The following is a 21386-nucleotide window of genomic DNA, read 5'->3' as shown; positions in this document are numbered from 1 at the left end:
CGCTACGGTTGCCATACGCGAACCCAGTCGACTTCCATGGTCGCGTTGGCGCTGTCGCCCAGCGGCCCGTAGCCGCCGGACGGGATCAGGCCCGCCCAGCTGTCGGCCTTGATCTCGCAGGTGAGCTTGATGTATTCGGGGCTCAGGGAGATGCCCTCCTTGATGGTCGCGTAAGGCTTTTCCGCGCCGTCGAGGTAGAACTCGTATCCCTCGGGTGTCCAGAGCACACCGACCGTGTGCCAACTGGAAAACGCCTGTTTTTCAGGCAGTTGCTGCTGACCGCTGCCGCGGCTGATCGTCTTTCCCTTCTCGTAGCCATTCCAATGCACCGCGCTCGAGAACTGGTTGCTGACGTCATCCTTGTTCCCGGTCGAAACCGCCCGATGCTCGATGATGTCCACCTCGACACCAGCAGCCGGATTGGGCGGGTCGACCGACTTGTTGGCCTGGGACATCAGCCAGACCGCACCCCACTGCCCCGGCCTCGACGCGAAACGGACGCTGGCCTCGACATATCCGAAGCGAAGCTCGTAAAGCCCCCTCGTGATCAGCCATCCCGTGTGGTGCTTGCCGGTCGACGGATCCGTGTAGGTCGAGATCTTCAGGACGCTGTTCTCGACCGTCACCGCGTCGGCCGTCTGGACAGCCTGGTCGCGCGTACTTGTGCCAAGGCTCCATTTCAACTTGTCCACGGCCTTGCCTTCGAACTCGTCGTGCCAGGCGAGCTTGTAGCCCTTCGCCGACCTGGGTGCATGCGACACGACCAGCGGCGCGGCGGATCGGGCTGTGCCTGCGGCGGTGCGGACGGAAATCTCGCCGGTTTTCGCCGACTCGGGCACGGTCGCCGAGATCTGGCTCGCGGAGTCGATGCTGAACTCCGTCGCCTCCACTTCGCCGAAGCTGACCGAGGCATCCCAATCGAACTCGGCACCCGTGATCACAATTACGTTTCCACGTATTGCCAGGGCCGGGGAAAAAGAATGAATAGCGGGATTTTTTTCCAGAGGCGGCACCGACGCCTCCTCAGGCGGTGCCGCTGCAACGTTGGACGCAGGGACCGGCGAAGAGGCCGCGGCAAGGGCAGGCGAATTTTCCGCCACGGGATTTGCTGCGGAAGGCAGGAAACTCGCGCCGCTCGCACTGCCGCCGGAGCCGCCGCCTCCACACCCGGCAACGATCGACGTCCCGAACAGCGCCGTTGCAGTCAGTGCTCCGGTCTGCAGAAATTGCCTGCGCGATTTCTCCGCGTCCGCTTCTTGCCCCATCGGGCGATCTGATTTCATGGAAATTCTTCTTCCTTCTGTGAATCTCCATTCGAATTTTAAATTCGCCTCGAATCGCCCAAAAAGATAACAATTCATTTCTTCATCTGAACCAATTTCCTCTCTGAAATGGATGCCGCCGGGCTGCGCGCAAGCCTTCAATAGTTTGCAATTGCGTCCGATCCGGACTGGGTGCGGCCTGCTGGTGCGCATCGTCTCCGCCGTTTGCCAGCCGCACATGCCGTTCGTCATGGTGATTTGGCTAGGGCGCCGACGGCACTTGCCAAACGCGGACCCAATCGACTTGGGTGACCGCATTCGTGTCCGCACCGCGCGGGCCATAGCCGCCTGGAGGAATTTCGCCGGCCCGGCCCTTGTCCTTGACTTCGGTGGTGAGCCGAATGAATTCTTCGCTCTGGGAAATACCGTCCGTGGCTTCCCAGAACTGGACTCCGTCGAGAAAGAACTGATATTTGCCCGGGGTCCAAAGCAGGCCGGCCGTGTGCCAGTCGGAAAACGACTCTCCTGCCGGCAGCGATCTCACCCCGCTCTCGAGGAACAGCCTGTCCGCGCCATAGCCATTCCAGTGCACCGAACTCGAGTGGTAATTGCGGGCGTCCGACTGCTTATCGTCGAATGCCCGGTGCTCGATGATGTCGATCTCCACACCGGCAGCGGGATTGGGCGGTGTGGCCGCCCTGTGCCTGTTGGATTGCAACCAGAACGCAGACCACTGCCCGGATCGGTTCACGAAACGCATGCGGGCCTCGATATATCCGAAGGTGAACTTGCAGCCCGAGCCGATATTCGTGTCCAGAAAAGCGGTGTGGTGATTGCCTGTCGACGGGTCGGTATAGGTCGTGATGGTCAGGATGCTGTTGGAGACATCGACCGCATCAGCCGTTCGCACCGCGTCGTATCGCGTGGCGGTATGAGCCCTCCAATTGCGGGGATTCAGGCTCGTTCCGTCGAACTCGTCATGCCAGGCAAGCCGATAGCCGGCAGCCGGTGCTGGCGCCGACAGCACGGCGAACGGCGCGGCTGACCGGCCGGTTCCGCCGGCCGTCTCCACGGTGATCGGCCCGGTGACGGCCAGCGCCGGCACCATCACCGAGATTTGCGTCGCCGAGTCCACGCTGATTTGAGTGGCCTTCACGCCGCCGAAACTGACGACGGCGGTCGAATCGAATTTGGCGCCGGTGATAACAATTGAGCCGCCCGGAGCCTCGGCGGCCGGCACGAAAGACTGAACGATCGGACTTGTTTCGCTGGGCGAGGGAATATCGTTTTTCACGCCCTGGCCGACCGGCTGCGGCAGATTTTCCGCCGTAGAGTTGTTTACAGAAACAGGCAACGAATTTCCGCTCTCCGAAACCTCTGCGGAACCTGGAACCGGATTTTCGCCAGCGCCATTGCCATTGCCCGAAGCCGGAAGCAGCCTCCCGCCATTGAATCCGCCGCTGCCGTCCGACCCTCCGCCTCCGCATCCGACCAGCGCCAACCCGCCCCAGAACGCGGTTGCGGTGCACGCACTCTTCTGCAAGAACTGCCTGCGCTGGTTTTTCGTGACTTCCGATTCCTTGATTGAACAAACTGATTTCATGTAAAGGTAACGTCTTTGTTTTGGTTCCGTTTCGAGTCTAAGCAGGCTGCAAGACGGCCCCGACAAAGAAAATTTCCTTCGCCGGTACAAAGTTGTCAATTTGTGAAATGAAAATATCAAAGCCTGTCAACAGTTATGACTTTATTGGTCAAAAACCGTCATTAATTTCAATTTTTGGCTGACCATTTCGGATTGACGTCAAACCACGGGCAACTCGCCAAGTGCCCTTCCTTGCAGCTCGGTCGCCGCGCATTCATTCATGGTCCGCGCCCAGCCTCACATGCCACCAGCGCGGCAGCAGTTCGCGGATTTCCGCCCGGGCGAACCGGTCGTCGAGCAGGTGCAGCACGCCCCGGTCTTCCTCGGTGCGGATCACGCGGCCGGCGGCCTGCACCACTTTCTGCAGGCCCGGGTAGAGATAGGTGTACTCGTAGCCCTTGCCGAAGCGCGCCTGCATGCGCTCGCGCGTGATTTCGTTGAGCTGGTTGTATTGGGGCAGCCCGAGGCTGGCCACGAAGGCGCCGATGAGCCGGCTGCCCGGCAGGTCGATGCCCTCGCCGAAGGCGCCGCCGAGCACCGCGAAGCCGACGCCCCGGCCGCCCTCCTCGAAGCGCGCCACGAAATCCTGGCGGTCGGCCTCGCGCATGCCGCGCGTCTGCGTCCACACCGGCACGCCGGGGTGTCGCCGCGAGAAGGCGGCACAGGCTTTCTCCAGGTAGTCGAAGCTGCTGAAGAAGGCCAGGTAGTTGCCCGGCAGGCGCTCGAACTGGGCGCCGATGATGTCGGCCACGTCCCGCAGCGAGCCCGCGCGGTCGCGAAAGCGCGTCGACACGTGCGTTGCCACTTCGACACGAAGCTGGGCGCTGTCGAAGGGCGAGGCGACGTCGAGCAGCGCGGTGTCTTCGGGCAGGCCCAGCGCGTCGCGGTAGAACTCGAAGGGCGACAGCGTGCCCGAGAAGCAGGTGACCGACACCGCGTCGCCGAAGCGGGCCTGCAGGAACGGCGCGGGCACCAGGTTGCGGATGGCGAGGCCGCGGTCCCGCTGCGTGGCGCCCAGCGTGCGCTCGAACACCGAATGGTCGCCGAAGGCCTCGGCCAGCCGGGCGAAGTGCAGCGCGTCGAAGAAGAAGCGCTGCAGCGGCCCCTGCGAGGCGTCCGGCGTGGCCGCGAAATATTCGGCCATGGCGGTGTTGGCGGCCTGCAGGGTGCGCAGGAAGCGCTCGGGAATCTCGTCGGCGGTTTCATATTCGGCCGCCTGCGACTGCTGCACCGTGTCCCATTCCCGGAACAGGCGCGCCAGCGGACCTCGCAGCGCGGCCGGCGCCGCGCGGTGCGCTTCCTCGAGCGCAGCGCCTTCGAGCTGCGCGGTGTACATGCCGCGCGAGCGCTCCAGCAGGTTGTGGGCCTCGTCCACCAGCACGGCCGCGCGCCAGTCGGCATCGCGCATGGTGGCGTAGAGGAAGGCGCTGCTGTCGAAGTAGTAGTTGTAGTCGCCGACGATGGCGTCGGCCCAGTGCGCCATTTCCTGCGCGAGGAAATAGGGGCACACCTCGTGGGCAAGCGCGATCTCGCGCAGCGCTTCGCGGTCGAGCCATGCCACCTGCGCAGCCTGCTCGCGCGCGGCCGGCAGGCGGTCGTAGAAGCCTCGTGCGAGCGGGCAGGCGTCGCCGTTGCAGGCGCGGTCGGGGTATTCGCAGACCTTCTCGCGGGCCGCGAGTTCGAGCACGCGCAGCCTGCCCTGCCCCCGGCCCTTGTCGAGCACGCGCAGCGCGTCGAGCGCGACCGGCCGGCCGGAGGTCTTGGCCGTGAGGAAGAAGAGCCTGTCGATCCTGCGCGCCGCGCGGGCCTTGAGCATCGGGAAGATGGTGGCCAGCGTCTTGCCGATGCCCGTAGGCGCCTGCGCCATCAGGCAGCGCCCGCCGACGGCCGCGCGGTAGACGGCCTCGGCCAGTTCGCGCTGGCCGGCCCGGAAGGCGCGGTGCGGGAATTCGAGCCGCTCCAGTGTGGCGTCCAGCGCCTTGCGATGGGCGGCTTCGCTCTTCGCCCAGTCGCTGTAGCGGCCGCACAGCAGCTCGAAGTGTTCCCGCAGCGCTTCGCGGGTGTGGTGCTCCTCGAGCACGGTCTCGTCGCCGGTGGCGAGGTCTAGATACACCAGCGCGACCGTCATGGCGTCGTGGCCGTGCAGTTCGCAGAGCATCCAGCCATAGGTGCGGGCCTGCGCCCAGTGCAGCGCGCGGTGGTTGCCCCGGATGGCGTCGAAATCGCCGCGGAAGGTCTTGATTTCCTCGACGCGGGCGCTGCGTGCCTCGTAGCCGTCGGCCCGGCCGCGCACGCGCAGCGCGCCGCAGCTGGCTTCGAGCCCGACCTCGCAGGCGTAGTGCTCGGGATCGCGCCGGTGCTGCACGAGCGCATGCCCCGCCATGCCTTCGAGCGCGCTCGGCGCGGGCACGAAGCGCAGATCGAGGTCGCCCGCCTTCGCGCCGAAGGCGCACAACGCCTTGACGGAAACTACGTGCTCGGCAACAACGGGGGGCCGCGTCTCGCGGACGGGAGGGTTCGGAGCCCATCTGGCATCAACTGTATGGAATTACAGTATAGCGGCGCGAGCCCTGCCCTCGTGGCCGCCCGAACGCCCTGACGGGGTCTTCTCCGACAGGGTCGCGCGCATTTATCGGCAAGACTTCATGAGTTTTGCTTACAGTTTTGCTTACAAACAGCGCCAATGAAAACTCCCACCGCGATCGATCCTGACGATTTCGAGCGTCTGCTGAGCCGCAACATCAAGCTCCCTCTGATCGGCGGTCTGTTCGGGGCGGTTGTATTCGTCGGGCTGATCCTGTTCCTGCTGTCGACCATCGGCTGGGTCGAGCACACCGACCGCGTCAGCCGCGCCGCCAGCGAACTGCAGCGCCAGAGCATCGACATGGAAACCGGCATGCGCGGCTTCCTGATCACCAACGACGAGAGCTTCCTGGAGCCGTACCAAAGCGCCCTGCCGCGCGTCAAGGCCGACACGGCCGCGCTGCGCGAACTGGTGTCGGACAACCGCCAGCAGGTCGAGCGCGTCGACCGCATCGCCGCCATCCAGAACAGCTGGAACGAGTACGCCGCCGAGCTGATCGCTGCGCATCGCAAGGGGGAGAACGCCCAGATGGAGGTCCGCCTGGGCCGGGGCAAGCGCCTGACCGACAGCATGCGCGCCGAGTTCACCGCCTTCATGGAAACCGAGCAGGCCCTGCGCTTCCAGCGGAACAACGAGGCCAACCGCACCGCCTGGTGGGTCGTCGGGCTGTTCCTGCTGTTCTCGCTGGGCTTCACCGGGCTGGTGGTTTACTTCGGACGGCGCCAGCTGGTGCGGCTTTCCGAAAGCTACGACGTGGTGCTCCAGGAGCAGGCCGACCACACCGAGCGCCTCGCCCACGAAGCCTGGCTGCGCAGCGCGCAGGGCGAGCTGGTGGGCGAGCTGGTCGGCGAGCTCAGCGCGCCGGACATGGGCCGCAAGATCCTCGCCTTCTTCTCCCGGCACCTGGGCACGTCGGTGGGTGCCATCTATGTGCGCGAGCGCCACGGCCCGCTGCGGCGGGCGGCGAGCTACGGTTTCTCGAGCGCCGCCGAGGCAACGCCGCAGGTCTTCTCGCCCACCGAGAGCCTCATCGGCCAGGCGGCGGCCGAGCGCCGGCGCATGCTGATAGACCCGATCGACGCCGACTACCTGAAGGTCAACTCCGGCCTGGGCGAGATGGCGCCCAAGGCGGTGCTGCTGCTGCCGGTGGCGAGCAGCGGCATGGTCAACGGCGTGGTCGAGCTCGGCCTGCCGGGTGCGCTGGACGAACGCGGCACCCAGCTCGTCGACATGGTGGCCGACGACATCGGCACTTCACTGGCCGCAGCGCGCTACCGCGAGCAGCTGCAGGAGGTGCTGGCCGAGACCCAGCAGCTCAACGAGGAACTGCAGGTGCAGCAGGAAGAGCTGCGCACCGCCAACGAGGAGCTGGAAGAGCAGTCGCGCGCGCTGCGCGCCTCGCAGGCCATGCTGGAGAACCAGCAGGCCGAGCTGGAGCAGACCAACAGCCAGCTTTCCGAGCGCACCGAGGCGCTCGACCAGCGCAACACCGCGCTGCGCAGGGTGCAGCGCGACCTGGAAGACCGCGCCGACGAGCTGCAGCGCGCGAGCCGCTACAAGTCGGAGTTCCTCGCCAACATGTCGCACGAGCTGCGCACGCCGCTCAACAGCGCGCTCATCCTCGCCAAGCTGCTGGGCGACAACCCGCAGGGCAACCTGACGAGCGAGCAGGTGAAGTTCGCAGAGTCGATCTATTCGTCGGGCAACGACCTGCTGGTGCTGATCAACGACATCCTCGACATCGCGAAGGTCGAGGCCGGCAAGCTGGAAGTGGTGCCTGAAGACGTGACGCTGGCCAAGCTCGCCGACGGCCTGCAAAGCACCTTCGCCCCGCTCGCCATGCAGAAGAACCTGCGCTTCAGGCTGGAAGTGCGCCCCGACGCGCCCGCGACGCTGCTCACCGACCGGCAGCGGGTGGAGCAGATCCTGAAGAACCTGCTGTCGAACGCGATCAAGTTCACCGACAGCGGCGAAGTGGCGCTGGTCGTCTCGCCGGCGGCCGGCGGCGGGGCCGCGTTCGCGGTGTCCGATTCGGGAATCGGCATCGATCCGCAGCAGCACGAGCTGATCTTCGAGGCCTTCCGCCAGGCCGACGGCACCACCAGCCGGCGCTACGGCGGCACCGGGCTGGGCCTGTCGATCTCTCGCGACCTCACGCACCTGCTGGGCGGCACGCTCACCGTCGAAAGCACGCCGGGCCAGGGCAGCACCTTCACGCTGCAGCTGCCGGCCGTGGCGCCGCAGGCATCGCCGACACAGCAGCAGCCGGCGGTCTACACGCCGAGATCCGCGCATTCTCCCGCCCAGTCAGTCCAGCCAGCCCAGCCAGCGCTGGCGCCCAAGCCTCCGGCCCCGGTGCCCGCGCCGCAGTTCGCCGACGACCGCGAACTGCCCCGCGATCAGGTACGCCGCGTGCTCGTGATCGAGGACGAGCCCCAGTTCGCGCACATCCTCTACGACCTGGCGCACGAGCTCGGCTACCGCTGCCTCGTGGCGCACGGCGCGGCCGACGGCTTCGAGCTGGCCACGCAGTTCCTGCCAGACGCCATCCTGCTGGACATGCGCCTGCCCGACAGCACCGGCCTCGACCTGCTGCAGCGGCTGAAGGATTCGCCGCACACGCGGCACATTCCGATCCACGTGGTCTCCGCCGCCGAGAGCGCGCAGGGCGCGGCGCTGCAGATGGGCGCCGTCGGCTACGCGCTGAAGCCCGCCACCCGCGCCGAGCTGATGAAGGTGTTCGGCCGGCTGGAAGAAAAGCTCACGCAGAAGGTCAAGGTGGTGCTGCTGGTGGAAGACGACGAGCTGCAGCGCGAGAGCGTCATCCAGCTGATCGGCGACGACGACATCGAGATCGTCGCAGTCGGCTCCGGCGAAGAGGCGCTGGAGCTGCTGCGCACCCGCGTCTTCGACTGCATGATCACCGACCTGAAGCTGCCCGACATGCAGGGCAGCGAGCTGCTGAAGGCCATGGCGGCGGAAGAGATCGTGTCGTTCCCGCCGGTCATCGTCTACACCGGGCGCAACCTCACGCGCGACGAGGAGACCGAGCTGCAGCGCTACTCGCGCTCGATCATCATCAAGGGCGCGCGCTCGCCGGAGCGCCTGCTCGACGAGGTGACGCTGTTCCTGCACAAGGTGGAGGCCGAGCTTTCGAGCGAGCGCCAGGGAATGCTGAAGACCGCGCGCGGGCGCGACCGCATCTTCGAAGGCCGCACCATCCTGCTGGTGGACGACGACGTGCGCAACATCTTTGCGCTCACCAGCGCGCTGGAGCAGCGCGGCGCCATCGTGGAGATCGGCCGCAACGGCCGCGAGGCGCTGCAGAAGCTCGACCAGGTGAGCGACATCGACCTCGTGCTGATGGACATCATGATGCCGGAGATGGACGGCCTGGAAGCCACGCGCCGCCTGCGCGGCGACCCGCGCTTCGCGGACATGCCCGTGATCGCCATCACCGCCAAGGCCACCAAGGACGACCGCGAGCAGTGCCTGGCCGCCGGCGCCAACGACTACCTCGCCAAGCCGGTGGACCTGGAGCGGCTGTTCTCGCTGCTGCGCGTGTGGATGCCGAAAATGGAGCGCCTGTGAGCCAACCCGCCCCTCCGCCCTCCTCGTCCAGGCCGGCCCCCGTTCCGCTGCAACCGCTGCAGCCGCTGAGCGACACCGAGATCGAGCTGCGCCTGCTGATGGAGGCGATCTATCTCAAGTACAGCTACGACTTCCGCAACTACACTGCGACCTCGCAGAAGCGCCGCGTGCTGCATGCGCTCGACCAGCTCGGGCTGCCCAGCATCTCGGCGCTGCAGGAGCGTGTGCTGCGCGACCCTTCGCTCTTCGGCCGGCTGCTGCAGTTCCTGACGATCCCGGTGAGCGAGATGTTCCGCGACCCGGCCTACTTCCTCGCGCTGCGCCAGCACGTGGTGCCGATCCTGCACACCTACCCTTCGGTCAAGGTGTGGGTGGCGGGCTGCAGCACCGGGGAGGAAGTGTTCTCGCTCGCCATCCTGCTGCGCGAGGAAGGCCTGCTCAGCCGCACGCAGATCTATGCCACCGACATCAACCCGGCCTCGCTCGAGAAGGCGCGCCAGGGCATCTTCCCGCTGGAGGCCATCCGGGGCTACACCGCCAACTACCAGCGCGCGGGCGGCCGCGGCGAGTTCTCCGACTACTACACAGCCGCCTACGAGGCGGCGCGCTTCGACCCCACGCTGTGCGCCGACGTGATCTTCGCCGACCATAGCCTCGCGACCGACAGCGTCTTCGCCGAGACGCAGCTGGTGTCTTGCCGCAACGTGCTGATCTACTTCAACCGCGAGCTGCAGGACCGGGCGCTGGGCCTGTTCCACGAATCGCTGTCGCATCGCGGCTTCCTGGGGCTGGGCTCGAAGGAGAGCATCGACTTCTCCGGCTACTCCGACCGCTTCGACACGCACGCGCGTGCCGAGCGCATCTACCGCAAGAAGGCCGCATGACAAGCCAGCCGAAGCGCAATTTGCGCCCGCCGGTTCGCAAGCGCGTGGACGCCGTGGTGCTGGGCGCCTCGGCCGGCGGCATCGACGCGCTCTCCGAGCTGCTGCACGACCTGCCGGCCGGCTGGCACATACCGATGGCGGTGGTCCTGCACCTGCCCGAGGAGCACGAGAGCCACCTGGCCGAGATCTTCGCGCAGCGCCTGCCGATCCCGGTTCACGAGGCCAACGACAAGATGCCGCTGGCCGACGGCAGCCTGTACTTCGCGCCTCCCGGCTACCACCTGTCCATAGAACGCGAGCGCTCGTTCTCGCTGAGCTGCGAACCGCCGGTGCTGTTCTCGCGGCCCTCCATCGACGTGCTAATGGCCTCCGCCGCCGATGCCTACGGCCCCGCCCTCGCCGGCTTCCTCCTGACCGGCGCGAACGACGACGGGGCCGAAGGCCTGCGCCGGATCCACCTGGCCGGCGGGCTCACCGCCGTGCAGGAACCCAGGGAAGCCCAGATTCCCACCATGCCCCTTGCCGCCATCGCGCGCCACATGCCCGACTACGTCCTGCCTTTGCGCGAACTGCGCGACCTGCTGCTCCAACTGGAGGCCGTCCGTGAACATTGACATCGAAAGCAAGCTGCTGCTCGTCGATGACCTGCCTGAGAACCTGCTGGCCCTGGAGGCGCTGATCCGCGCGCCGGGCCGCACCGCGTACCGCGCCGGCTCGGCCGACGCCGCGCTGGCGCTGCTGCTGGAGCACGAATTCGCGCTCGCCATCGTCGACGTGCAGATGCCCGGCATGAACGGCTTCGAGCTGGCCGAACTGATGCGCGGCACCGAGCGCACGCGGCACATCCCTATCATCTTCGTGAGCGCCGCCGGACGCGAGCTCAACTACGCCTTCCAGGGCTACGAGAGCGGCGCGGTCGACTTCCTGCACAAGCCGCTGGACCCGCACGCGGTGGTGAGCAAGGTGAACGTGTTCGTCGATCTCTACCAGCACCGCAAGGCGCTGCGGCACGAGATGGACTCGCTCGCCGCCGCGCACAAGAAGCAGGAAGAGCTGGTGCAGCAGCTGCAGCAGACGCAGCTCGAGCTGGAGCACGCGGTGCGCATGCGCGACGACTTCATGTCGATGGTGTCGCACGAGCTGCGCACGCCGCTCAACACGCTCTACCTGGAGGCGCAGCTGCGCCAGCTGCACCTGTCCAAGGGCAAGCTCGACAGCTTCTCGCCCGAGCGGCTGCCCGCCATGATCGAGCGCGACCAGCGGCAGATCCGCAACATGGTGCGGCTGATCGACGACATGCTCGACGTCACGCGCATGCGGCGCGACGCGCTGTCGATCAAGCCGCAGCCGGTGGACCTTGCGGTGCTCGCGAAGGCGGTGGTGGAAAACCTGCGCCAGCAGGCGGAGTCCGCCGGCTCGGTCATCACGCTGTCGGCGCCGGCGGAGCTGCGCGGCGCGTGGGACGAGTTCCGCATCGAACAGGTGCTCACCAACCTGCTGACCAACGCGCTGCGCTACGGCGGCGGCAAGCCGGTCGAGATGGTCGTGCAGCAACTGGGAAACACCGCCCAGGTGGCGGTGCGCGACCAGGGCATCGGCATTGCACAGGAAGACCAGGCCCGGATCTTCGAGCAGTTCGAGCGCACCGACGTCAGCCGCAAGCACGCGGCGGGGCTGGGCCTGGGGCTCTACATCACGCGCAAGATCGTCGACCTGCACGGCGGGCGGATCGCCGTGGAGAGCGCGCCGGGCGAAGGCTCGCGCTTCGTGGTCGAGCTGCCGCTGCGCGCGCCCGACCCCGCCGACCCCGCCGATGGCACGGGCCCGGGCGCATAGCGCTGCCCGATCGATTCATTTGCCGATTGACTGACCTGAAAGAAGACTTCCCGTGAACGTGCTGATCGTCGACGACAACAAGGCTTCGGCCGACCTGCTGCAGGAACTGCTGGGCCTGCACGACCACACGGCGCGTTGCGCCTACACCGCGCGGCAGGCACTGGACGCGGCCGCCGCCGAGAGCTTCGACGCCGCGCTCATCGACCTGGGCCTGCCCGACATGCCGGGCACCGAGGTGGCGCGGCAGTTGCGCGAGAGCAAGGCCGAAGGCACGCCGAAGCTGCTGGTTGCCGTGACCGGCTTTTCGGCGCAGGACATGGCCGGCCAGTCGGCCGAGGGGCTGTTCGACCACCACCTGCAGAAGCCGGTCGACATCGACAAGCTCGAGCGCATCCTGGCGGGAGGCTGAGGTCGAGGCGAGTTCAGCGCGAGGAACGGGAGCGGCCGGAGCGGCTGCGGCGTTCCAGCTTCGCCGCCAGCTCGGCCGAGGAAAGTCCGCGCGGCGCGGAGCGGATCGCCTCGTAGCGGTAGACGCGGAAGCCGTCCTTCTGGATGAAGCTGAGCGGCTCCCAGCCTCGGGCCAGCGCGCTGTCGGTGATCTGCGCCATCTGCACGCCCAGGTAATCCTGCAGGCTGTCGGCCACCGCGAGTTCGAACTTCTTGAGTTCGCGGTCCAGCGACTCGATCGCCGCGATGGCTGCCTCGACGCTGGAGAACGGACGCACGTGCGTCACCTGCCGGGCGTGCGAGTGGGAGCGCTCCGGGAGCGTGCTCTCCGGACCGAAGTCCACGCTGGCGCCGCCCTCCATGCCGTTGAGGCCGCCGATCGAGCTCATTGCGCTCATCGCGCTCATTTCAGTCATTGCGTTCATGCCATGAACCCCATGGTGCGCGGGTAGACGATGCCACTGGGCGCGGTGACGTTGTTGAAATTCTTCAGGTTGGGCAGGATGCTGTTGAGGTCGGAGTCGGGCACGCCGAACCACTTGGCCAGCGTGGCCGCGTACTGGTCCACCGACGTGGTGGGCAGTAGCCGGCCCTGGCCGACGTGCCACTGGTCGTCGTCGGCGGCGGTGTTGCCCACGCTCACCGGCGGCGGCGTGCCGTAGAAGGCCTTGCCCTTCACCGCGCCGCCCATCACGAAGTGATGGCTGCCCCAGCCGTGGTCGGAACCGTTGCCGTTGCTCGACAGCGTGCGGCCGAAGTCGGAGGCGGTGAAGGCCGTGACCTTGTCGGCGATCTGGAGCTTTTCCATCTGCTGCTGGAAGGCGACCATGGCGTCGGACAGGCGCTGCATCAGCGGGCCCTGCTTGGTGTCGAGGTCGTCGTGCAGGTCGTAGCCGCCCATGGAGACGAAGAACACCTGGCGCTTCACGCCCAGCGAGGCGCGCCCGCGGATCAGACGAGCGACCATCTTGAGCTGGGCAGCCAGGTTGTTGCCGTTGGTGGGGAAGGTGACGTCCATGACATCGGACTGGATGGCGGAGGTGATCCTTCCTTCCGCCTCCACCGCGCGCAGCGTGACCTTGTTGTATTCGTTCTCCAGCGTGTGGCTGCGACCCTGCTGCGCCAATTGCTGCATGGCCGCCTTGACCGCCGATGAGCCGTAGACGCTGCCGGTGGCCGGGCTCACGCTGTTGATGCGCACCGCGCCGCCCGTGCCGACCTGGTACTGCAGCGCCTCGTCGCCCGAAAGGAACACCGCGTTGCCCGCCACCGAGATGCAGGTGAACAGCGATGCGTCGCGCTGCCCGTTGAGCATCAGGTCGCCGAGGTTGCCGCCCCAGCCGATGGTCGAGCCCTCGGGCGATGACGACTGCCAGATCGACTGCTGGTCGTTGTGCGAGAACAGCTTGGGCGGGATCGGGAAATCCCGGCGGTTCGGGCTGTTGAACTGCGCACGGGTGAGCGGCTTGACGAGCGGGCCCACGTTGAGCTGCACGGCCAACTTGCCTTGGTCGAAGAGCGTGGCGAGGCCGCCCATGGCAGGGTTCAACGCGTACTTGCGGCCATTGGCGAGCGCCATGGTGGGCTTGAGCTCGGTGGCTGCGAGGCCCGCGTACGGCAGCGCGATGGCGCCTCGGATGGTGCTGTACTTGTTGTAGCTGTCGGTGTCGAAGTTGACGAGCGTGTTGGCGTAGTCGTTGCCGCCGAAGAGGAATACGCAGACCAGCGCCTTGTAGTCGTCGCTCGGTGCGGCCTGCGCGGCGGCCTCGCCCATGGCGGCGAGGTTGAGCGCGAACGGCAGCGCGGTGCCGGCCATCGCGAGTTGGCCCGAGCGGCGCAGGAAGGCGCGGCGCGTGTGGCGGGCAGGATCGATCAGGTGCATGTTCGGTTGGCTCCGGCTTCTTTCTTCATTTCTGCACGAGGTATTCGGGCGAGCCCATCACCAGCAGCACGCCGGCGCAGATGAGGTCGAGCCTGCGGGCGTCGGTGGTGGGGTTCACCAGCGGCGCCTTGCTCAGCGCATCGGTGATCAGCGCGACGGTGCCGGCCGAGAGCTGGTTGCCGGTGAGCAGCAGGTTCAGCCGGCGCACCAGCGCGGCGGGGTCGTTCACCAGCGCCTTCTCGGCCGTGTAGGTGGCGATCACGTCCTGGCTGTCGAAGCCGTTCTTCAGCATGCCTTGCAGGAAGTTGAGATAGCCGCCCACGCTGGTCTCGTTGACCAGCTGGAACTCGGGCGCGACCATCTTGTTGCTGGCGATCGCGGTCGAGGGCGGCACGTAGCCGGGCCGGAAGAAGTTGAAGACCGAGGGCGACCGCAGCGGGCACTGGCCCAGGTTCGAGCTCGGATCGGAGGTATTGCCGATCCTCCAGTTGTCCGATGCCGAGCCGATGCCGAAGGTGCGCCCCCATTGCACGAACCGCAGCATAGGCTCGCGCAGGTGGCCGAAGTTCGGATCGGAAAGGCCCGTGGGGCCGCGTGCCTCGTCGTCGAGCAGCACGGCCGCGAACACGCTCTTCATGTCGCCGCGCACGCTCGCGCCGTTGTTGGCGAAGACATCTGCCACGCGCTGGACGTACGCCGGGCTGGGATTGCTGGTAACCAGCCGCTGGATCAGCTGCCGGGCGATGAAGGGGCCGACGTTCGGGTGATTGAAGAGCGTGTCGAGCGCGATCTTCAGCGCCGTCGGGCCGTCGGTGCCCCCGGGCACCGTGGCGCCCAGGAAACGTGCCTCCAGCATCGAGTGGTTGGAGGCCTTGTAGGCCATGGGGCGCGTGGTCCACTCGTTGGTCTCGATCGTGTAGCTGGCTCCGGGCGGGGTGAAAGCGTTGCGCTCCGCCGAGCGGATGTCGAGGTCGTAGCCGGTGAAGACGCGCGCAAGGTTCGTCACGTCGTTCTGCACGTAGGTCTCGATCGGCTGGCCGTCGGCGCCGGCCTTCACCGTGCCGTCGTCCTCGAGCTGGTAGAGGCCGATGGTCATGAGCTGCATGACCTCGCGCGCGTAGTTCTCGTCGGGCTGGCGACCGGAGTTGTCTTCCTTTCGGTTGCCGCGGGTGTTGAGGTAGAAGCCCATCGCGGGGTTCAGCGTCACGTCTTCCAGCAGCTGGCGGAAGTTGCCGGTGACGCCGTTGGCCAGCATGTCCCAGTACTGGGCCATCATGGCCGTGGGCCAGCTCGAGCCGATCTCGGTGCCCGAGACCACGAAGATCTCGCTGAGTGCCAGGGCCATGCGCTTGCGCACCGGGTCGGCGGCCGTCATGAGCTGGCGCCAGATCATGGCGTCGGTTTCGACTGTTCCGTATTCCTTGCCGTTGACCCACTCCCAGGCGGAAGGCTCCCGCGCCGCACCGAACTGTTCGCCGAGCCACGGCAGGTAGCCCTTGGCGCGCACGGCGGCGATCTCGGCGTCCGAGGCAGAGAACTGGGCCTGCAGCAGGAAGCGCGCGGCTTCGGCGTCGGACTTGGCCTGGGTGTAGCGATAAGGGCCGATATCGGGCATCGTGGCCGGTCCGGGGTTGGAACCGGGCGACTGGCCTCCAACCGGAAAGCCCACGCCTGCGGAGCCACCACCGCCGCCCCCTCCTCCACCGCATGCGGCCAGCGCTGCCGCCATGGAGAACGCCGCCGCGACCTTCAGAGGCCGCGAGCCGTCCGGAGTTGCCTTTTGCTCGCCTGCTGCCGCTGTCTCCGCGACGTACACCAACTCGTCGGCCGGTCTTGCGCGCTCGGCCTCCAATTGTTCCAACATGATCCTCGCTCCTGCGGCGTATCGACGCCTGTCGGAGGAATCAAGGCAAGCGGCATGCCCCTGCGGAAAACAACCGGACGGATGTCCAAAACTGGCGGGGTCGCCACAAAAATGTGTGCCAATGTGACTTTTTAGTCACTCCTTGAAACAAAATTGGCATGCCAGAGGGCATGCCAATGCTTCAGCAAACATTCAGACGACAGCGTCAGTCGCGCTCGTCATCCCACCCGTTCGGCGGCCGATAGGGGTAGCCGGGGCCGTAGTAGATGCGGCCGGGCGGCGGGGTGTAGATGGGGGCCGGACGGTAATACACCGGAGGCGGCGGCCGGTAGTAGACCGGCGGCGGCGGTTCGTAATAGATCGGAGCCGGGTAGGTGTAGACCGGCGGTGGCGCGTAGTACGGTGCCGGGTAGCCGCCGGCCACGTAGCCGGGGGTGCCGATCTGCACCGACCAGCTTCCGCGCGCATTCGCGGCTCCCGCGGCCAGCAGCGCGCCGGCAACGACGGCACCGACGGCCGCCCACTTGAAAACAGAAGGTCGAGTTTTGAGGTTCACGGTGGCTCCAGGGCCAAGGGCGGACACGCCCGGGTGGATACGCAACGCCGGATGCATCTTCGCGGTGCACCCGATTGCAGGCAAGCATGGTAGCCAAACGTCACCGCGGCGAGCGGTGCAGCGCTGTGTTCAGCGCCGAAGTCAGCGTGCGATCTCGCGGCGCGACAGCATCACGTCGCCGCTGGTGGTGTTGAAGGCGATGGTCGGTGCGCTGATGTCGCTCAGCGGTGCGCCCAGTCCGATTTCGCCGCGGCCGTGCAGCACGCACTCTTCGCGCCGCAGGGCGATCTCGGTGCTCGGCCCGTCGTTGCCGTGGAAGCGCACCCAGGTGCCGTAGGTGCTGACGTCGATCAGCACGCAACTGCCCTGCCGCAGTTCGATTCGCGCATGAAGCCGCGACACGCGGGGGTCGTTGACCACGAACTGGGCGTCGTCGACGCGGCCCAGGTGAATCGGAAGCTGCTCCGTACGGAACATCGAGCGCACGTCGAGCCACGCCAGCTCGATCTGGCCGAAGGAGGAGTCGGGCATGCGCAAGGGAGCCAGCGCGGCGGGCACGGTGAGGAACGAGGTCACGTCCTCCTGCCAGTCGATGCGGTGCACCACCGACATCTCGCTGCGCCCGCGAATGTTGATGAGGCCCAGGTCGCGATGCTGCACGGAGCCTTCGCGCAGCTGGGAGATGACCGCGGCGGTCACCCAGATCTGCCCCGGGCCGGCCAGGTCGCTCAGCCGCGAGGCCAGGTTGACGGCATCGCCGTAGCAGTCGCCCTCGACCTCGACCACCTCGCCGCTGGCCACGCCGATCTGCAGCGCCATGCGCAAGGGGGCCGGCCACGCGAGCAGCCGCTTCTGGTGGTAGCGCTGCAACTCGATGACCGCATGCGTGGCCGCCGCGCCGCTGGTGAAGATGGCGAATACGCCGTCGCCGAGCGACTTCACCACCCGGCCGCCGTGCGCCTGGCACACGCCGCCGATCCACTGCGTCAGCCGGGTCACGGTCTCGGTGGCACGTGCATTCCCCATGGCCTCGAAGACCCGCGTGCTCCCCGTCAAGTCCGCGAATACGACTGTGGAATTGACACCCATACTCTTGTGATTCTCGATTTCTATCGCTGGTTATAGATGCCCGTGGGCTCCCTGCATTTCCCGGCAGGCAGCTCTCCTGGCGCATGCACGGCATTTACGTTCATTCGCTGAAGAGGCGGCCTTGCTGGTTCTTCGCCTTCGACAAGTAGAACTATCGCATCGGGGCATCAGGGGCATATATACGCCGCCCGTGAATGAACAGATGCAATAGGTTCATTTCATTTATCGACTTGTAGTACTTTAGAAAACAAAATTCAATGACTAGTGAAAGCGATAAGTAAAGCGTGTTGTTTGCAAACAAGAAACATCGTTTCGGATCTTGTGGAATGGTTAACTGAGGCTTAAGGTAGCGGCCGTTCCCGCTTCCGGCAATACACTTCCCGTCCCATGCTCTTGCGCCGCATTCTTCGTCTGTTGAACGTACCCGGCTTCGGATCCCGCCAGGCGACGGAGAGCCAACTCGGGCGCATTCGTACCGCGATGCTGTCTGTGCTCCAGGGTCATGGCGGCCACTCGGTCCAGCGCGTCAGTCAGCGCGTGCGTTTCGCCGCCGACGTCGAGGCGCTCTGGTACTTGCGGCAGGACGTGATGATGGCGTTGAGCGCCATCGACGGTGAAACCGCCGCACGTCGGCAAATGAAAGCCATCAACAGCATGTTCAAAGGCGGATTGCCCGGTTCGATGGGGCCGCGGGCACACCAGCGCTTTACCCAAACCAAATGAAACGACGACGGCCCTTTCGGGGCCGTTTTCGTTTTTAACGTTTTATTTTCTTTGTGTCCTGATCAATGGTCGTGATGATGGTCATGTCCATCGTGATCGTCATGCACGGACGCGTGTCGGTGGCCCCAAACGAGAAAAATATCACGCCCTTCTGCTGCCATCGACACCTTCGCGCCCACAGGCAATAGAACCTTTGTTTGTACATGGCCGAACGGCAGGCCGGCGAGCACCGGGATCTTGAGCGTCGAGCGCAGCCGGTCGATCACCGTATTGAGGCCGAACCCGCGGTCGTACCCCGGCACGCTGCGGATGCCGGTGAACTGCCCGAACACGATCGCGCGCTGGCGCGCCAGCACGCCGGCCATGCGCAACTGCTCGAGCATGCGTTCGATGCGGTAGGGGTGCTCGTTGACGTCCTCGATGAAGAGCACGCCCTTGTCCACCGTCGGGAAATACGGCGTGCCCAGCAGGCTGGTGAGCACGCAGAGGTTGCCGCCCCACAGCACCGCGTCCTGCACGGGCTTGAACTTCAGGTCCGTGTCGCGCGCCGGCATGCGCCAGCCGGTGCCTTCGCCCTGCCCCGTGAGGAGGTCGTCGAAGCAGGCTTCCATGATGTCGTCGGGGCCGTCTTCGGCGCCGAAGTCCTCTCCGACCGCGGGGCCCGACCAGGTCACGGCACCGGTCTTGGTCAGCAGCGCGTTCTGCAGCGCGGTGAAGTCGCTGCAGCCGACGAATTCGGTGCCCTTCTCGATCGCCTTGGTCAGCGCCTTGTACGGAATGGCGTCAAGAATGCGCGTGAGCCCGTAGCCGCCGCGCGCGATGAGCGCCACGTTGGCGCCGCTTGCCGCAGCGCGCGAGATCGCGGCGAGCCGCGTGGCGTCGTCGCCCGCGAAGCGCTGGTGCACCGAGAGTGCCGCATCGTCGACTTCGACTTCATGGCCCAGCGCCTTGAGCCGCTTCACGCCGCGCCGGAAAGCGGCCTTGTCGCGGACCGCGCTGGAGGGAGAGTAGATGTAGATGTGTTTGGTCACGCGTTCGAGTATCCCATTGCGTTTCTCACTTGCAGCACGACCGTTCGGGCCTGCTCGGGCGACGGCCCGGAGGATGTCGCGATGGGCCCGAGCGCACGCAGCGCTGCTTCGTAGCCTCGATCAGGGAAAGGCGCGCGCCATGCGTCCCCGATGCGCTCGCCCCCTTCCGGCGCTGCGAGCACGGCGACGAAACGTTCCGGCGCGGCTGCCGTCAGCAGCGTTGCGAGTCCCGAGCCCGCGTTGCTGTGCACGAGCGCCATCGGCGTCGATCCGGGTTGCACGCGGTGGAGCCATTCGAGGAGCACGTCGCGATGCCACTCGAGGCGATGCGGCGTCTCGCGCTTGGGCTTGTCGCTCTTGCCGAAGCCGATGAGGTCGGGCACCAGCGTGCGCAGGCCTGACGCGCCCACCAGGTGCCTGAAGAAATAGCCCCATTCGCCTGGACCGTGCAGGCAGATGCAGCAGGCGGCATCGTCACCGGCGCCTTCATCCACGTAGTGCATGCGCCAGCCATGCTGGCTCGGCAGGTCCTGCACGTAGTGCGGTGCGAAGCCGTAGCCCGGCAGCGCATCGAAGCGCTCGCTAGGCGTGCGCAGCGCGTCGTCGCGCAGCGGCTCGGCCTGCGCGCGCGCGGCGCTGCGGCGTTGCTGGAAGAAGGCCTGCAGCACCCCGGCGCATTCCTGCGCCAGCACCCCGCCCTGCACCCGCGTGTGGTGATTCAGCCGCGGCTCGGCGAAGAGGTCGAGCACCGAACCCGCCGCGCCGGTCTTCGGATCGGCCGCGCCGTACACCACGCGCGCCAGGCGCGAATGCAGCATCGCCCCGGAGCACATCGCGCACGGCTCGAGCGTGACGAAGAGCTCGCAGCCGTCGAGCCGGTAGTTGCCGAGCGCCGTCGCGCCGGCACGCAGCGCGTTGATCTCGGCATGCGCGCTCGGGTCATGCTGCGCCACCGGTGTGTTCCGGCCCGAAGCGATCAACCGGCCATCCTTCACCAGCACCGCTCCCACCGGCACCTCGCCCGCCTCGGCGGCAAGCCGCGCCTCGGCGAGCGCAAGCGCCATCCAGTGCGCGTCGTCGTGCGCCACGGGCGACGGAAGGGACGGAAGGGGCTCAGTTGTCATCGGGCATCTGCCGCGTCTTCACGGCGGCGTCCAGCGCTTCCTTGACCTGTTGCTGAACCTGCTGCGGATTCACGGGCGCACCGCCGGAAGCCGGCGCCTGCACGCCCGGCGCGGCCGGTCGCGTCGGCGTAGCCGCGCTGGTCAGCTGCTTCTTCGCGACCAGCCCGACGATCGCCAGCACGAGCACGAGGCCGATCAGGCCCAGCCCGCGCATCTCAGCGCCCCTCCGCCAACGGGGCCTCGGCCGTCATGCCCAGGCGGTCCATCCACACGGCAAGTGCCTGTTCGTCCGGCGTGCCCGCGCTGTAGACCGCGTGCATCGCGGCGTGCGACTCGCGCCGGTGCTGGTTGAGCTTGATCTTGCATTGCAGCGCCGTCACGCGCAGTTCGAAGCCCACGATGCCGGTGAGCATCTTCAGCTGAAACTCCTCGCCGAGGTCGCGCCACTGCTGCGCGTAGGCGGGTTCGTGGTCTTCGATGAGCTTCTTGAGCAGCACGTCCTTGTCGGCCGGCTCCTCGATCAGCCGGGCCTCCACGGTGCAGTGCACCGCCAGGTAGTTCCATGTCGGCACGCGGGCCAGATCTGGATAGACGGAGGGCGACAGGTACGAGTGCGGCCCGAGGAAGGTGACCGCGGCCCGGGGGCGCGCCTGCAGGTAGCGCCAGTGCGGATTGGGCTTGGCGCAGTGCCCCCACAGCACCAGTTCGTCGCCCGCGCGCCGCTCGGCCACCAGCGGCAGGTGCGTGACGTACGGCAGTCCGTCGTCGTCGTTCGAGATCAGGCTCGCGAACGGGTGCGAGCGCATCAGTTCCAGCGCGATGGCCGGGTCCTTGGCATTGAACTGCGGGGGCATGTACATGGGGCGTATTC

General features: G+C 66.7%; 18 protein-coding genes. 6 read left to right on the top strand and 12 right to left on the bottom strand.

All coding sequences use genetic code 11. The annotated features are described in order from the left end of the window. Nucleotides 1-2 precede the first annotated feature (2 nt). The 3 genes from ACHMXA_RS17980 to ACHMXA_RS17970 form a co-directional block, all read right to left on the bottom strand. On the bottom strand, nucleotides 3-1514 hold the full coding sequence (locus ACHMXA_RS17980) for a family 16 glycosylhydrolase (protein ID WP_395316022.1): 1512 nt from the start codon (nucleotides 1512-1514) through the stop codon (nucleotides 3-5). A gap of 10 nt (nucleotides 1515-1524) precedes the next feature. After that, entirely contained in the window at nucleotides 1525-2865 is a 1341-nt protein-coding gene (locus ACHMXA_RS17975) for a family 16 glycosylhydrolase (RefSeq protein ID WP_395316021.1), read from the bottom strand. 253 nt (nucleotides 2866-3118) lie between these two features. After that, on the bottom strand, nucleotides 3119-5359 hold the full coding sequence (locus tag ACHMXA_RS17970) for a helicase C-terminal domain-containing protein (protein WP_395316020.1): 2241 nt from the start codon (nucleotides 5357-5359) through the stop codon (nucleotides 3119-3121). A gap of 228 nt (nucleotides 5360-5587) precedes the next feature. On the opposite strand from ACHMXA_RS17970, the gene ACHMXA_RS17965 reads away from it, so the two are divergent. The 5 genes from ACHMXA_RS17965 to ACHMXA_RS17945 all read left to right on the top strand — a co-directional run bounded on the left by ACHMXA_RS17965 (nucleotide 5588) and on the right by ACHMXA_RS17945 (nucleotide 12208). Beyond that, entirely contained in the window at nucleotides 5588-9079 is a 3492-nt protein-coding gene (locus ACHMXA_RS17965; protein WP_395316019.1) for a response regulator, read from the top strand. 98 nt (nucleotides 9080-9177) lie between these two features. Beyond that, entirely contained in the window at nucleotides 9178-9963 is a 786-nt protein-coding gene (locus tag ACHMXA_RS17960) for a CheR family methyltransferase (protein WP_395321314.1), read from the top strand. Next, nucleotides 9960-10577: a chemotaxis protein CheB gene (locus ACHMXA_RS17955; protein ID WP_176663982.1), complete on the top strand. Its 618-nt coding sequence runs from the start codon at nucleotides 9960-9962 to the stop codon at nucleotides 10575-10577. Before ACHMXA_RS17960 ends, ACHMXA_RS17955 begins: the two co-directional genes overlap by 4 nt. Beyond that, the gene (locus tag ACHMXA_RS17950) at nucleotides 10567-11799 is read left to right on the top strand and encodes an ATP-binding protein (RefSeq protein WP_395316018.1); all 1233 of its coding nucleotides are present in this window, start codon (nucleotides 10567-10569) and stop codon (nucleotides 11797-11799) included. Before ACHMXA_RS17955 ends, ACHMXA_RS17950 begins: the two co-directional genes overlap by 11 nt. A 52-nt stretch (nucleotides 11800-11851) precedes the next feature. Beyond that, nucleotides 11852-12208, top strand: coding sequence for a response regulator (locus tag ACHMXA_RS17945; RefSeq protein WP_395316017.1), 357 nt, complete (start codon nucleotides 11852-11854; stop codon nucleotides 12206-12208). A 13-nt stretch (nucleotides 12209-12221) separates the two neighbouring features. Here the strand turns inward: ACHMXA_RS17945 and ACHMXA_RS17940 are convergent, their stop codons facing one another. From ACHMXA_RS17940 to ACHMXA_RS17920, 5 genes are all read right to left on the bottom strand, one after another. Continuing rightward, nucleotides 12222-12644 (bottom strand): hypothetical protein, encoded by a 423-nt coding sequence (locus tag ACHMXA_RS17940; protein ID WP_395316016.1) that lies wholly within the window; start codon nucleotides 12642-12644, stop codon nucleotides 12222-12224. A gap of 23 nt (nucleotides 12645-12667) precedes the next feature. Next, on the bottom strand, nucleotides 12668-14128 hold the full coding sequence (locus ACHMXA_RS17935) for a DUF1501 domain-containing protein (RefSeq protein ID WP_395316015.1): 1461 nt from the start codon (nucleotides 14126-14128) through the stop codon (nucleotides 12668-12670). A gap of 25 nt (nucleotides 14129-14153) precedes the next feature. Beyond that, complete coding sequence (locus ACHMXA_RS17930; RefSeq protein ID WP_395316014.1) at nucleotides 14154-15992, bottom strand: DUF1800 family protein; 1839 nt, start codon at nucleotides 15990-15992, stop codon at nucleotides 14154-14156. Between the two features lie 205 nt (nucleotides 15993-16197). Beyond that, on the bottom strand, nucleotides 16198-16548 hold the full coding sequence (locus ACHMXA_RS17925) for a hypothetical protein (RefSeq protein ID WP_395316013.1): 351 nt from the start codon (nucleotides 16546-16548) through the stop codon (nucleotides 16198-16200). 141 nt (nucleotides 16549-16689) lie between these two features. After that, a complete protein-coding gene (locus tag ACHMXA_RS17920; RefSeq protein ID WP_176663976.1) occupies nucleotides 16690-17637 on the bottom strand; it encodes an adenylate/guanylate cyclase domain-containing protein in 948 nt (315 codons plus the stop codon). Nucleotides 17638-18024: 387 nt separating this feature from the next. On the opposite strand from ACHMXA_RS17920, the gene ACHMXA_RS17915 reads away from it, so the two are divergent. Further along, complete coding sequence (locus ACHMXA_RS17915; RefSeq protein ID WP_176663975.1) at nucleotides 18025-18360, top strand: hypothetical protein; 336 nt, start codon at nucleotides 18025-18027, stop codon at nucleotides 18358-18360. 62 nt (nucleotides 18361-18422) lie between these two features. Here ACHMXA_RS17915 and ACHMXA_RS17910 read toward each other — a convergent pair whose 3' ends face one another. Genes ACHMXA_RS17910 through ACHMXA_RS17895 form a run of 4 tightly spaced genes read right to left on the bottom strand, consistent with a single transcriptional unit; the run spans nucleotide 18423 to nucleotide 21375 of the window. Further along, complete coding sequence (locus tag ACHMXA_RS17910; RefSeq protein WP_395316012.1) at nucleotides 18423-19391, bottom strand: LD-carboxypeptidase; 969 nt, start codon at nucleotides 19389-19391, stop codon at nucleotides 18423-18425. Continuing rightward, the gene (gene tadA, locus ACHMXA_RS17905) at nucleotides 19388-20515 is read right to left on the bottom strand and encodes a tRNA adenosine(34) deaminase TadA (protein ID WP_395316011.1); all 1128 of its coding nucleotides are present in this window, start codon (nucleotides 20513-20515) and stop codon (nucleotides 19388-19390) included. The genes ACHMXA_RS17910 and tadA overlap by 4 nt, the downstream gene beginning before the upstream one ends. Beyond that, nucleotides 20505-20729: a hypothetical protein gene (locus ACHMXA_RS17900; RefSeq protein ID WP_176663972.1), complete on the bottom strand. Its 225-nt coding sequence runs from the start codon at nucleotides 20727-20729 to the stop codon at nucleotides 20505-20507. The genes tadA and ACHMXA_RS17900 overlap by 11 nt, the downstream gene beginning before the upstream one ends. Nucleotide 20730: 1 nt before the next feature. Beyond that, a complete protein-coding gene (locus tag ACHMXA_RS17895) occupies nucleotides 20731-21375 on the bottom strand; it encodes an FMN-binding negative transcriptional regulator (RefSeq protein WP_395316010.1) in 645 nt (214 codons plus the stop codon). Nucleotides 21376-21386 lie beyond the last annotated feature (11 nt).

Origin of the sequence: Variovorax sp. UC74_104, assembly GCF_044055375.1 — a bacterium.
Classification (GTDB): Bacteria; Pseudomonadota; Gammaproteobacteria; order Burkholderiales; family Burkholderiaceae_C; genus Variovorax.
The sequence above is the reverse complement of the archived record's forward strand: the minus strand, read 5'-3'. Positions and strand labels throughout refer to the sequence as shown.